This window comes from Halomarina halobia (genome assembly GCF_029338575.1).
In the GTDB taxonomy this organism is placed as follows: Archaea; Halobacteriota; Halobacteria; order Halobacteriales; family Haloarculaceae; genus Halomarina; species Halomarina halobia.
Map to the genome: position 1 here is coordinate 1,069,764 of NZ_CP119992.1, position 12,296 is coordinate 1,082,059.

The 12,296-nt window shown below is 71.9% G+C and carries 11 protein-coding genes; 5 read left to right on the forward strand and 6 right to left on the reverse strand.

Going from position 1 to position 12,296, the window contains the following annotated elements; all coding sequences use genetic code 11:
- The first annotated feature begins 74 nt into the window (after window positions 1-74).
- On the forward strand, window positions 75-1,457 hold the full coding sequence (locus tag P1K31_RS05755; protein WP_276305330.1) for a sulfatase family protein: 1,383 nt from the start codon (window positions 75-77) through the stop codon (window positions 1,455-1,457).
- Window positions 1,458-1,477: 20 nt separating this feature from the next.
- On the opposite strand, the gene P1K31_RS05760 is transcribed toward P1K31_RS05755, so the two are convergent.
- On the reverse strand, window positions 1,478-2,905 hold the full coding sequence (locus P1K31_RS05760) for an FAD-binding oxidoreductase (protein ID WP_276305331.1): 1,428 nt from the start codon (window positions 2,903-2,905) through the stop codon (window positions 1,478-1,480).
- A 137-nt stretch (window positions 2,906-3,042) separates the two neighbouring features.
- Between P1K31_RS05760 and P1K31_RS05765 the strand changes: the two genes are divergently transcribed.
- Window positions 3,043-4,017 carry a quinone oxidoreductase family protein gene (locus P1K31_RS05765; RefSeq protein WP_276305332.1) on the forward strand — a complete coding sequence of 325 codons (975 nt, stop codon included), beginning with the start codon at window positions 3,043-3,045 and terminating at the stop codon, window positions 4,015-4,017.
- Window positions 4,018-4,040: 23 nt separating this feature from the next.
- On the opposite strand, the gene P1K31_RS05770 is transcribed toward P1K31_RS05765, so the two are convergent.
- The 3 genes from P1K31_RS05770 to folP all read right to left on the reverse strand — a co-directional run bounded on the left by P1K31_RS05770 (window position 4,041) and on the right by folP (window position 6,215).
- Window positions 4,041-4,169 carry a hypothetical protein gene (locus P1K31_RS05770; RefSeq protein ID WP_276305333.1) on the reverse strand — a complete coding sequence of 43 codons (129 nt, stop codon included), beginning with the start codon at window positions 4,167-4,169 and terminating at the stop codon, window positions 4,041-4,043.
- Between the two features lie 58 nt (window positions 4,170-4,227).
- Window positions 4,228-4,917 carry a 6-hydroxymethylpterin diphosphokinase MptE-like protein gene (locus P1K31_RS05775; RefSeq protein ID WP_276305334.1) on the reverse strand — a complete coding sequence of 230 codons (690 nt, stop codon included), beginning with the start codon at window positions 4,915-4,917 and terminating at the stop codon, window positions 4,228-4,230.
- A gap of 107 nt (window positions 4,918-5,024) precedes the next feature.
- On the reverse strand, window positions 5,025-6,215 hold the full coding sequence (folP, locus tag P1K31_RS05780) for a dihydropteroate synthase (protein WP_276305335.1): 1,191 nt from the start codon (window positions 6,213-6,215) through the stop codon (window positions 5,025-5,027).
- A gap of 112 nt (window positions 6,216-6,327) precedes the next feature.
- On the opposite strand from folP, the gene P1K31_RS05785 reads away from it, so the two are divergent.
- The 3 genes from P1K31_RS05785 to P1K31_RS05795 all read left to right on the forward strand — a co-directional run bounded on the left by P1K31_RS05785 (window position 6,328) and on the right by P1K31_RS05795 (window position 8,779).
- Window positions 6,328-6,852 carry a DUF8114 family protein gene (locus tag P1K31_RS05785; protein WP_276305336.1) on the forward strand — a complete coding sequence of 175 codons (525 nt, stop codon included), beginning with the start codon at window positions 6,328-6,330 and terminating at the stop codon, window positions 6,850-6,852.
- Window positions 6,849-7,562 (forward strand): RNA methyltransferase, encoded by a 714-nt coding sequence (locus tag P1K31_RS05790; RefSeq protein ID WP_276305337.1) that lies wholly within the window; start codon window positions 6,849-6,851, stop codon window positions 7,560-7,562. The genes P1K31_RS05785 and P1K31_RS05790 overlap by 4 nt, the downstream gene beginning before the upstream one ends.
- 92 nt (window positions 7,563-7,654) lie before the next feature.
- The gene (locus P1K31_RS05795; RefSeq protein ID WP_276305338.1) at window positions 7,655-8,779 is read left to right on the forward strand and encodes a DoxX family protein; all 1,125 of its coding nucleotides are present in this window, start codon (window positions 7,655-7,657) and stop codon (window positions 8,777-8,779) included.
- 51 nt (window positions 8,780-8,830) lie between these two features.
- Here the strand turns inward: P1K31_RS05795 and gatE are convergent, their stop codons facing one another.
- Window positions 8,831-10,687 carry a Glu-tRNA(Gln) amidotransferase subunit GatE gene (gene gatE / locus P1K31_RS05800; RefSeq protein ID WP_276305339.1) on the reverse strand — a complete coding sequence of 619 codons (1,857 nt, stop codon included), beginning with the start codon at window positions 10,685-10,687 and terminating at the stop codon, window positions 8,831-8,833.
- Between the two features lie 91 nt (window positions 10,688-10,778).
- The gene (locus P1K31_RS05805; protein ID WP_276305340.1) at window positions 10,779-12,188 is read right to left on the reverse strand and encodes a class II fumarate hydratase; all 1,410 of its coding nucleotides are present in this window, start codon (window positions 12,186-12,188) and stop codon (window positions 10,779-10,781) included.
- Window positions 12,189-12,296: the final 108 nt, after the last annotated feature.

The following is a 12,296-nucleotide window of genomic DNA, read 5'->3' on the forward strand; positions in this document are numbered from 1 at the left end:
TCACGGATAGCAACCCGATCAGCTATTGCCTCCCCCTAGCAAGTGTTACCTACCGCTTTCGAGGTGTCTCACACGTGGACACGCACGCCGTCACCCTCCTGGTCACCGTCGACTCCCTCCGGGCTGACGCGCTCGCGGCCATGCCCACCGTGAGCGCGCTCGCCCGGGAGGGAGCGCACTTCACGCGCGCCTACGCGCACGGCAACTGGACGCCCTTCTCCTTCCCGAGCGTCCTCGGTTCGGACCACGTGTTCGCCGAGGGGAGCCGCCTCGGACCCTCGTCGCGGCCGACGCTCGCCGAGCGCCTCCGCGCGGGCGGCGTCCGGACAGTCGGGCTCAACGCCGCGAACGGCTTTCTGAGCGAGCACTGGGGGTACGACCGCGGGTTCGACGCGTTCGAGACGTGGCTCGACGGCTCCGGGATCGACCGCCTGCTCGCCGCCCACCCGACCGTCGGCGGGTGGCTCCAGCTCGTCGCCGCGCCCGGCCGACGCGCGTTCGGGATCGCCCGCGGCGAGGGCGAGCACCCCGCGGTCGACACGTCGAACCTCCGCGCCCTGGAGCGCCGCGCCGTCGAGAGCGTCCGGGAGGCGGACCGCCCGCTCTTCCTCTGGGTGCACTACATGGACACGCACACGCCGTACGTCCCCGCGCCGCGGCACGTTCGGGCGGTCGGCGGCGCGACGGGCACCGCGTCGATGCTCCGGGCGCACCTGCGGGCGGGCCTCGGCCGCGAGGTCGGCGACCGGGCGCTCGCGGACCTCCGGACCTGCTACGACGGCGCGGCCCACCAGGTGGACGCGAGCGTCGGTCGGCTCCTCGACGCGCTCTCGGCGGCGGGGCTGCGCGATGAGACCTGCGTGATCGTGGCGGGCGATCACGGCGAGGAGTTCATGGATCACGGTCACCTCGCGCACTACCCCAAGCTCTACTCGGAGCTCATCAACGTTCCGCTGGTCGTGGACGCGCCCGACGCGCCGGCGCGCACCGTCACCGCGCCCGTCGGCCTGCGCTCGATCCCGCCGACCGTCTGTGCGGCGATGGGCGTCGCCGCGCCCGACCTCGACGCCGGGAGCCTCCTCCCGGTCGTCCGGGACGGCGAGCGCCCCGCCCCCGAACCGGTGCTCTCGGTCGCCGTCCGCGGGGAGCGCGTCACCCAGCAACCCATCCCGCGGCGGCCCGAGGACGGGGAGCTCCTCGCGAGCGCCCGTACCGACCGCTTCACCTACATCTATCACACCCGTTCCGGCCGCCGCGAGCTGTACGACCGCTCGGCCGACCCGGACGAGCGCCGCGACGTGTCGGGGACGGCCGACCACGCGCCGACGGTGCGACGGCTCCACCGGGCGGTCGAGCGGCACGTGGCGCGCCTCGACGCCGCGGACGACGGGAGGAAGTCGGCGGACGAGACGCCTGCGGCGATCGAGCGGCGACTCGACGCGCTCGGCTACCGGTAGTCGCCGGCGTTCGCCGGCGGTCAGTCGTCGTCGAGATCGGGGTCGGCGACCACGCGCCGCCCCTCGGCGGTCTCCGGGAAGATCTTCCCCGGATTGAGCGTGTCCCTCGGGTCGAGCGCGCGCTTGATCCGGCGCATCGCCTCCACCGCCTCGGGGCCGTGTTCCAGTTCGAGGTACTCGCGCTTGCCGAGGCCGACGCCGTGCTCGCCGGTGCAGGTGCCGCCGAACTCGATCGCCCGGCGGACGATCCGCCCGTGGACGTCGCGGGCGAGGGCGAGCATCTCCGGGTCCGACTTGTCCACGAACACCGAGTAGTGGACGTTGCCGTCGCCCGCGTGGCCGAACGTGGGGATGATCAGGTCGTGCTCGGCGCTCAGTTCCTTCGCGTAGCGCACCACGTCCGGGTACTTGCTGATGGGAACGGTGATGTCCCCCGGCGTGAGCGGCTTCAGGACCTCGTCGTAGCTCTGGAGCGCGAGCGCGAACTCCCGGCGTGCGCGCCAGAGGCCCGCCATCTCCGCCTCGTCGTCGGCCATCTCGAAGCGGACGACGTCGTTCGCCTCGAACGCCTCGCGACAGCGCTCGATCTCCGCCTCGATCCCGTGGTCCGCGTGGAACTCGAGGAAGACCATCGGCGCGTCGGGGAGGTCCGTCCCGAGGTAGTCGTTCGCCATCCCGGCGCTCACGTCGTCGATGAGTTCGATCGTCGCCACGTCCACGCCCGAGCGGATGGTCTCGAAGATGGCGGTCGTCGCGTCGTCGAGGTCCGCGAAGACGGCCCGCCCGCCCCGGACCTGCTCGGGGAGGCGCTCGAGTTCGAGCGTCGCGCGCGTGACGACCGCGAGGGTGCCCTCGCTGCCGACGAGCAGGTCCTTGAGGTTGTAGCCGGCGGAGGTCTTGACGGCCCTGCTGCCGGCCTTGATCACCGAACCGTCGGCGAGGACGGCCTCCAGTTCGAGCACCCAGTCGCCCACCTCGCCGTACTTCACGGTCTTCATCCCGCTCGCGTCGTTCACGATCATCCCGCCGATGGTGGAGATGTCGGCCGAGGCGGGCATCGGCGGGAAGAACAGCCCGTGCTCGGCGAGTGCCTCGTCGATCCGCTCGCCGATGATCCCCGGCTGGACGTCCACCTGGAAGTCGTCCGGCCGCACGTCGAGGATCGCGTCCATCCGCGTCACGTCCATGCTGATGCCCTCGTGGACGGGGACGGCGTTGCCCTCCAGGCTCGTCCCCGCCGCGTAGGGCGTGACCGGAACCCCGCGCTCGTTCGCCGCCGCGAGGACGGCGGCCACCTCCTCGGTCGACCCCGGCCAGACGACGGCGTCTGGCCGGACCGCGGTCCCCGCCTCCTCCGCGCCCCAGTCCGCGGCGTGGCTCTCCCGGTCGTCCGCCTCGAAGGACGCGTCAACGTCGAGGTCGGCGAGGAAGGAACAGTCGTATGCCATGTCACGAGACACCTGACCGCACACCGGGATAAGTGTATTCCCGGACGGACGTGCGAGGTCCGGACGTGCGATACTCGGGCGTGGGGAGCGCGGGCGTCCGGCGACCGTTTATACCGTCCCCGCCCGACGACCGGGGCATGAAGGCCATCGAGGTGACGGCGTTCGGCGACGCGGACGCGATCGAGGTCGTCGAGCGGGACGTCCCGGAACCGCGCGAGGGGCAGGTTCGGATCGACGCGCGTGCGATCGGCGTCAACTTCGCGGACGTCATGCAGCGGCGGGGCCACTACCAGGGCGGCCCGAAGCCGCCCTACGTCCCGGGCATGGAGGTCGCGGGCGTGGTGGACGCCGTCGGCGAGGGCGTCGACGGGTTCGTGGCGGGCGACCGCGTCGTCGGCATGGTCGGCCGGGGGGGTTACGCCGAGTACGCCGTCGCGGACGCCGACGGGCTGTTCGATGTCCCGGAGGGGATGAGCTTCGAGGAGGCCGCCGGGTTCCCCGTCCAGTTCCTCACGGCGCACAACTGCCTGTTCGAGTGGGGCGGACTGGAGGAGGGCGAGCGCGTCCTGATCCACGCCGCCGCCGGGGGCGTCGGCACCGCCGCCGTCCAGCTGGCGAGCGAGGCGGGCGCGGAGGTGTTCGGCACCGCGAGCACCGCGGAGAAGCTCGACCTCGCGGCGGACCTCGGCTGCGACCACCCGATCGACTACACGGAGACGGACTTCGCCGAGGAAGTGGGTGAGATCACCGACGAGGAGGGCGTCGACCTCGTACTCGACGGCGTCGGCGGCGAGACCACCGAGCGCAGCCTCGACTGCCTCGCGCACTTCGGCCGGATGGTCGTCTACGGCGCGGCGAGCGGCGAGCCCGGCCGGCCGGACACCGCGACGCTCCTGTTCAACAACTTCGAGGTCGTCGGCTACCACCTCGGGCAGGGCCTCGGGCGCGACCCCCAGCGGGTCCTGCGCGCCGTCCCGCACCTCACCGAACGGCTGACCGCCGGGGACCTCTCGGTGCAGGTCGGGCACACCTTCCCCCTCGCGGACGCCGCGGACGCCCACCGCGCCATCGAGAACCGCGAGACGAGCGGGAAGGTCGTGCTGGTGCCGTAGCGAATTCAGGCGAACGTACTCCGCTACGACACGATCCGGCGCAGACCCGCGCCGACGGCGAACGCGACCGTTCCGAGCGTCAGCGACGCGACGGCGAGCCACCGGCGCGTCGCTGATCGGTCACGGCCGAGGAGGAGCGCCCCGGGGAACATCACCCCGTATCCATCGACGGGCGGTAAGTGCTTTCCGTGCGGCGCGTGCGTACCGTACTCACACCGGCAGCGCGCTCACGTCGATGCCCTCGCGCCGCCCGTCGAGCACCGCGAACCGCTCGTCACGGCGCAGTTCCAGCCAGCGGAGGAGGCGCTCCGCCCACGCCAGCTTGCGGCGTTTCGTTGGGGAGACCTCGGGGTCGTCGAAGTCCCAGCCGGGGAAGGTCAGCGCGGCCGCCCCGAGGTGGTCCGCGACGAACGCGGCGCGGTCGCCGTCGGTGAAGCCGCCGAGGTTCACCACCGGCCCCGCGGGCTCGGCCTGCGTCGTCGGGAGGACGTTCCGGCGGGTCATCTGCGGGACCCACTCCTGAAGGGCGGGGACGTTGTCGCCGTGGGCGGCGACGGCCACCGGCGTCCCCTCGTGGGTGAGCTGGACGGCCGTCGCGGGGTTCTTGTCGAGGTCGGTCACCATCAGGTCCACCCGGACGCCCTCGGCGCGGAGCACGTCGGCGGCGCTGGAGGCGGCGAAGACGACGTCCGCCCGCCGGGCGATCGCGAGTTCGTCCCCGAGCGACGGCCCCGCCCCGGCGACGGCGACCGTGCTCCCCTCGACGCTCGCGAGTCGGTCGAGGTCGAAGGCGTCGGTGAGTTCGGCCAGCCGATCGCGGGCGTGCTCGTCGCTCGCGCGGTCGAAGCCGAAGTCGGAGAGGATCGCCTCGTAGACGGGGAGCCAGTCGCTCACGAGCATGGACGTCCCGAAATACCGGTGGGCCGGCGGGCCACTTGAGTACCCCTACCCGCGTGGCCGTCCGGCTCGCACCCGTTCGTATTCTTCCACATGGTATAAGTTTTCTCTTACTTGTACGTCAGGGTTTCAGAAATCTCACGAAGCACGTCCAATAGGTCGTCGTCGAAGTCCGCCTCGGCCAGTCTCCGGAGGGCGGCGGGCGATCCGAACAGCAGGTCGCCGTCGGTTCCCGCGACGAATCGGGCGGTCGAGTCGGCCGTCAGCGTCCCCAGGCGCTCGCGTTCGGCGGCGGCGAGTCCCGTCAGTTCGAACACGCGCGTCACGGCGTCGCCGCCGCGGTCCGGGTCGGCCCCGACGCGGTCGAGGTGGCGCGCCGCCTCCCCGGGCGTCGTCACGTCGAGTTCCTCGACGCCGACGGCCCCGTCGCGGACGCGGACGCGCTCGCGGGCGAACGTCCTCCCGACGAGCGCCGCGTCGCGCGTCGCGGCCACGTCGTGGGTCCGGATCACGTGCGCGCCGCGCTCGACGGCCATCGCGGTCGCGGCGAGGCTGACCGGGAGCGCCTCCTCGGTCGACCGCCCGGCGATCTCCCGGAGGAAGTTCTTCCGGTTGATGGAGACGAGGAGGGGGCGACCGAGACCGCGGAACTCCCGCAGGCGGCGGAACGTCTCGCGGTCGTCAGCCAGGGTCTTCGCCTCCGACCAGCCGCCGAAGGCGGGGTCCACGATGGTCTTGTCGGTGAAGCCGTTCCGCTTCAGCGCCTCGTAGACGTCGTCCGTGTAGCTCCGGTCGCGCGCCTCGCCGCCGCTCCGAGCCGTCCAGTCCACGTCCGAGACCGCGCCGGGGCGTTCGAGGTCGGGGGGGCTCGCCATCTTCGCGACGGCGGCGTCGAACTCCGCACAGACCCGCGGCATCTCGGGGTCGGCGAACCCGCAGACGTCGTTGACCATGTCGAACCCGCGGGAGAGCGCCGCCTCGGCGACCTCGTGGTAGCGCGTCTCGATGGAGAAGACGACATCGCCGGAGACGCTCTCGATGGTCTCGACGGCGGTGTCGAGGCGCGCGAGCTCCTCCTCCGCGGGGAGCACCTCGAACCGCTTGTTGGCCGACTCGAGGCCCACGTCGACGATGTCCGCCCCCTGCTCCACGAGTCGCTCGTCGACGTAGGCCGCGGCCTCCCCCGGATCGTCGAACACGCTCGGCTCGTACGGCGACTCCTCGCTCACGTTCAACACGCCCATAACCCGCGGGGGATAGTCGTCCCCGATGCCGAGCCCGGCGGCGTCTACGTTCCGCATACCGTACGCTCGGGGCGGACGCACCAAAGGCCGACCGATCCGGACGCGTCGGACGCCCCCGCGCGAGACACCAAACACGCCGCTTTTCCCGTCGCGTCGGATACACCGATACATGGCGAAGGTGAGCATCGGGCTTCGCGGGTGGCGGTTCGACGAGGAGGCGATCCTCGACGAGGACGGCGACCTGAAGCCGATAGCGCGCATTCCGGACGACGACCGCGAGCGCATCGCGCGACTGGCGACCCTCGTGACCAAGCCGTGTGACGCCTGCTGGTTGATCCACGGCGAGGCGGAGAAGCGCAAGTGCCGGCAGGCGCGGGTCGTCTACGGCGAACCGCTCGGGGAGGTGCTGCTGTGCAACCAGCACGAGACCGACTTCCTCTACTGGTTCCGCGAGGAGATGGGCCACGAACTGGCGGGGAGCCGGCACGTGCAGAACGCCTTCCACCAGTGGTTCGCCGACGGGGGGCGCGCGCCCGACGACTACGAGGGGACCGAACACGTCGACACCGACCCCGACGGACTGAGGCAACCCGACCCGAACCCGCGGCTCGATCCGCTGGAGGAGGAACTGGCGAACATGAGCGAGGAGGAGCGCGAGGCGCTCGGCGTCGACTTCTCCGACCTCGACCTATGATCTCGGTGGCCGTCGTCGACGCGAAGACCCCGGGCAACGTGGGCACGATCGCGCGGGCGATGAAGAACTTCGGGCTGACGGACCTCTACCTGGTCGATCCCCCCGACCTCGACCGCGACGGCGAGGCCTACGGTTTCGCCGGACAGGCCCGCGAGGACGTCCTCCCGAACGCGCGGGAGGTGTCGTTCGAGTTCCTCGTCGAGAACTTCCACACGGTCGGCTGCACGGCGATCACGAACGAGGACGACCGCCACCACGTGCGCTACCCCTTCCGGACGCCGCGGGAACTCGCCGAGTCCCTGCGCGGCGTGAGCGCGGACACCTGCGTCGTCTTCGGCCGCGAGCGGATCGGCCTCACCAACGAGGAGCTCGAACGCCTCGACGAGGTCTGCTCGATCCCGGCGAGCGCCGACTACCCCGTACTCAACCTCGGGCAGGCCGCGACGATCACGCTCTACGAACTGCGCTCGCTGACCGTCGAGGAAACCCAGCACCCGACGGAGATCGCCCGCGCGCCGGAGCGCGACATCGAGGCGCTCCACGAGCAGTTCGCCTCGCTCGTCGACGCGGCGGGGCTGGTCGAGGAGAAGCGCCCGAAGACGGTGCGCCTGTGGCGTCGCCTGCTCGGGCGCGCCCACCCCACCACCCGCGAGGTGAGCACGCTCCACGGCGTGTTGCGCCGCGCCGAGAACAGGATCCGCGAACCCTGATCCCGGTCGAGCCACGTAGACGCCCCACGCCCCCGGGTCTCGGCGCGAGGGGACACCGCGGACTTATACGAGCGGACCGGCAACCCCTGGGCGTGGCACCGCGCATCGAGCGCCCGGCGCTCCTGTCGGGCGCACTCCTGCTGGTGGCGCTCGGGGCGAGCGGCGTCGCGAGCGCCCACGTCCGGTACGTCGTCGACGGCGGGGCGGCCGTCGAGGCGCTGCGCGTCCTCGCCGAGACGCTGTCGGACCCGTTCAACCTGCTCGTCCTCGGGGCGGGCGCGGTCGGCCTCGCCGCCGCGCTGGGGCTGTACCTCTGGTCCCGACCGGCGCGGCCCGACGTCGAGGCCGCGCGCGCGGCGCTCTCGGGGTACGACGACCTGCTCCCCTGGCTGTTCCGCCTGAGCCTGGGGTTGCCGCTGGTCGGCGCGGGCTTCAACGGCTACTACTTCTCGCCGCTCGTCCACGCGGAGGCGTTCGACCCGGCGTTCGGCGACCTCGGCGGGCTGTTCGTCCGACTGTTCGGCATCGCGGTCGGCTTCCTGCTCCTGTTCGGCCTCGCGACCCGACTCGTCGCCCTGATCGGCCTCGCCGCGTACCTCGCGGGCGTCGTCGCCTTCCCGGCGCTCCTGCTCGCGTTCGAGTACGTCCCCGGGTTCGTCGCCGTCGCGCTGCTCGGCGGCGGCCGGCCGAGCGCCGACGACCTCATCGCCGCCGTCGCAGCGGACGAGCGGACCGCCTACTCCCGGATCGACCCCGTCTACCGCCGGCTCGCGGTGCCCCTCGGCGAGCGGATCGAACCGTACACCGCGTTCGTCCCGACGGCGGTCCGCCTCGGCCTCGGCCTCGCGTTCGCCTACCTCGGGCTGGTCGAGAAGCTCATGAACCCCGGCGTCGCGCTGGCGGTCGTCGCGAAGTACGACCTCACCGCGGTCGTTCCCGTCCAGCCGGAGCTGTGGGTCGTCGGGGCCGGGCTGGTCGAGATCCTCGTCGGCGTGACGCTCGTCCTCGGGCTGTTCACCCGGGCGTTCTCCGCCGTCGCGTTCGTCCTCCTCACCACGACGCTGTTCGGCCTCCCGGACGACCCGGTGCTCGCGCACGTCTCCCTGTTCGGCCTGACCTCGGCCCTGCTGGTCACCGGGGCCGGACGGTTCTCCGTCGACGGGTGGCTCCACGAGGCGTTCGCCGGACGACGGGCGGCCGCCGCCGAGGCCGACTGACGGCGGGAACGCTGCGATCCGGCCCGCTCCACGGTCGCCGTCGCGCCCTCGCTACGCCCGCTTCCGTATCTCCTCGCGCAGGACCGTGCTCACCACCTCGCCGTCGGCCCTGCCGCGGAGCGCGCCCATGGCCTCGCCCATGAGCGCGGAGAACGCGCCCATCCCCTCCGCCTCGACCTGCTCTCCGTTTCGCTCGACGACCTCGGCGACCGTCTCGCGCACCTCGGACTCGTCGACGCCGGCCAGGCCCGCCTCCTCGGCCGCCTCCGCCGCGGTGAGCGTCGGGTCCTCGGCGAGAGCGCGCAGCACGTCGCCGACGCCCTCCTTGGCGAGGTCGCCCGCGTCCACGAGCGCGAGCACGTCGAGGAAGTGCTCGTCGCGGAGTCGCTCTACGGGCACGTCGTCGCGACGCAGTTCCGTCACGGTCGACTCGACCGTTCCGGCCGCGAGCGTGGCGTCGACGCCGTCCTCGACGGCCGCCTCGAAGGTCGGCATCCGGCGGCCGTAGGCGACCTGCTCGGCCAGCCCCGGATCGAGGCCGTACTCCGCGACGTAGCGGTCCACCTTCTCGGTGAGCAGTTCCGGGGTCTCGACCTCCGTCGGGTCGAGCGGGACGGGCGGCACGTCGGTCTCGGGGTACATGCGGGCCGCGCCGGGGAGCGGCCGGAGGTAGCGGGAGGTGCCGTCGGCGTTCGCGCCGCGCGTCTCCTCGGGGACGCCCTCGACCGCAGCGCGGGCGCGCTCAGCCACGGCGTCGACGGCCCGCTCCGCGACCGGCCGGGAGGCGGCGACGAGCGCGACGGCGTCCGTCTCGTCCGCCCCCACCGCCTCACGCAGAGCGGCGACTTCGTCCTCGGTGACGCCGTAGGCGGGGAGCTCGTCGGTGTGGAAGATCCCGCCCGCGCCGGCGCGCTTCGCGTGGTCCGAGAGCTCCGTCCCGAGGCGGCGATCGGGCTGGATCTCCCGGCCGACGAGCCCGTCGAAGCCGAACAGCGGGACGGCGACGACCGCGTCCGCCGAGGCGACGACGCCGCTGTCGGTGTCCGCGAAGACCTCGGTCACGTCCCGCGGCTCGCCGACGCTCGCGCCGCGCTCGCGGAGTTCCCTCCCGATTTCGACCAGTTCGACCTGCCGGCGGACCTCCTCGCGGACGATGTCGTCGATGTCGTCGAGGTTCTGCACCCCCTTGAGCTCGACGCGCGCGCCCTCCGCGATGGAGACGTTCACGTCCTGGCGGATGGTGCCGAGCCCGCGCTTCACGTGACCGGTCGAGCGGAGCAGCATGCCGATCCGGGCGGCCGCGTCCCGGGCCTGCTCGGGCGAGCGGATGTCCGGCTCCGTGCCGATCTCGACGAGGGGGATGCCCAGCCGATCGAGCGAGTAGACGACCCCGGCCTCGGTCTCCTCGATCCGACCGGCGCTCTCCTCCTCCAGGAGCATGTCGGCGATGCCGACCGGGCCCTCCTCGGTCTCGATCTCGCCGTCGGTGGCGATCAGCGTCGAGCGCTGGAACCCGGACGTGTTGGAGCCGTCCACGACGATCTTGCGCATCACGTGCGCCGCGTCCACCGGGGTCGCGTCGAGCAGTTGGGCGATCTCCAGGGCCACGTCGAGCGCCTCCTCGTCGACTCGGTGGGGCGGCTCGTCGTCCTCCTCGACGAGGCAGGTCGTGTCGTATCCGAGGTACTGGAACTCCCGGTCGACGCGGCTCTCCTCCAGGGCGGCCTCGTCGATCTCGCCCAGCTCGCTGCGCGTCGGGTGGAGGTAGCGCGTCACGGTGCGGACCGCCTCCTCCGGCTCGCGGCGCTCCGTCGGACAGTTGCAGAAGAGCTTCGCGGCGGTGTCGAGCTGCTGGTGGATCTCGAGGCCCGCCACGAGTCCGAGGTCCTCGTAGTCGTACTCGCTCATTGCTCGTGGGTGAGACGGCGAGCGATAAAAATCCGGCCAATGCCGCGGGCGCCGATCGGACCCCGCGTCCGGTCGTCGACGTCCGACAGTATCAGTCCTGCCCGAGGATGCCGGGCTCGGTCATCTCGCGCGGGTCGAGGATCGCGTCGGCCTCCTCCTCGGTGACGTAGCCCTTCTCGATCGCCACCTCGCGGACGGTCTTGCCCTCCTTGAGCGCCGTCTTACCCACCTCGGCGGCCCTGTCGTAGCCGATGTGGGGGTTGAGCGCCGTCGCGAGCGCCATGGAGCGCTCGACCGCCGCCTCGCAGTGCTCGCGGTCTGCTTCCAGCTTGGCGACGAAGCGCTCGCCGAAGACGTCGCTGGCGTTGGCGAGGATCTCCGCCGACTCGAGGAAGTTGTGCGCGATGACCGGCTTGTAGAGGTTGAGGTCGAGCTGTCCCTCGGCGGCCCCGGCGGCCACCGCGGCGTCGTTGCCCACGACCTGCTTGTGGACCTGGTTGACGGCCTCGGCGACGACCGGGTTGATCTTCCCGGGCATGATCGAGGAGCCCGGCTGGTTCTCCGGCTGGTCGATCTCGCCCAGTCCGTTGCGCGGGCCGGAGGCGAGCAGGCGGAGGTCGTTCGCGATCTTGTTGAGCGAGCCGGCGACGACGACCAGCGCGCCGTGGGCCTCGGCCATCGCGTCGTGGGCAGCCTGCGCCTCGAAGTGGTTGTCCGCCTCGCGGAACGGGAGGTCCGTCTCCTCGGCGATGTACTCGGCGGCGAGTCCGGGGAACTCGGGGTCGGTGTTGAGACCGGTCCCGACCGCCGTCCCGCCGAGCGCGAGTTCGGCGAGGTGGTCGGTCGTGTTCCGGACGCGCTCGATCCCCTTCTCGACCTGCGTCCGATAGCCGCCGAACTCCTGGCCGAGGCGGACGGGCGTGGCGTCCTGCAGATGGGTGCGGCCGGTCTTGACGACGCCGTCGAAGTCCGCCTCCTTGGCGGCGAGTTCGTCGCGGAGGCGGGAGAGCGCCGGGAGCAGGTCGCGCTCGACGGCCTCCAGCGCGCTGACGTGCATCGCCGTCGGGATCACGTCGTTGCTCGACTGCCCGAAGTTCACCTGGTCGTTCGGGTGGACGTGTCGGGAGCCGACCTCCCGGCCCAGTATCTCGCTCGCGCGGTTGGCGATGACCTCGTTCGCGTTCATGTTCGAGGACGTGCCGGAGCCGGTCTGGAACACGTCCACCGGGAACTGGTCGTCGTGCTCGCCCGCGATGACCTCGTCCGCGGCGGCGACGATGGCCTCGCCCGTCTCCTCGTCGACGTGGCCGAGGTCCACGTTCGCGCGCGCGGCGGCCTTCTTCACGATGCCGAGCGCCCGGACGAACCGGCGGCCGAACGTGATCCCGGAGACGGGGAAGTTCTCGACCGCCCGCTGGGTCTGGGCCCCCCAGTAGGCGCCCGCCGGGACCTGCATCTCCCCGAGACTGTCGCGTTCCGTGCGGTACTCGTTGTCGCTCATACGGGTGAGGGGACTCGCGGGACGGGGGTAAAACCCACCGAAAGGCTGCGCGAGGACCTGAGAGCTATTTTTTCGATATTGAGTAAACTTTTTTATCCTGCGTGCTAA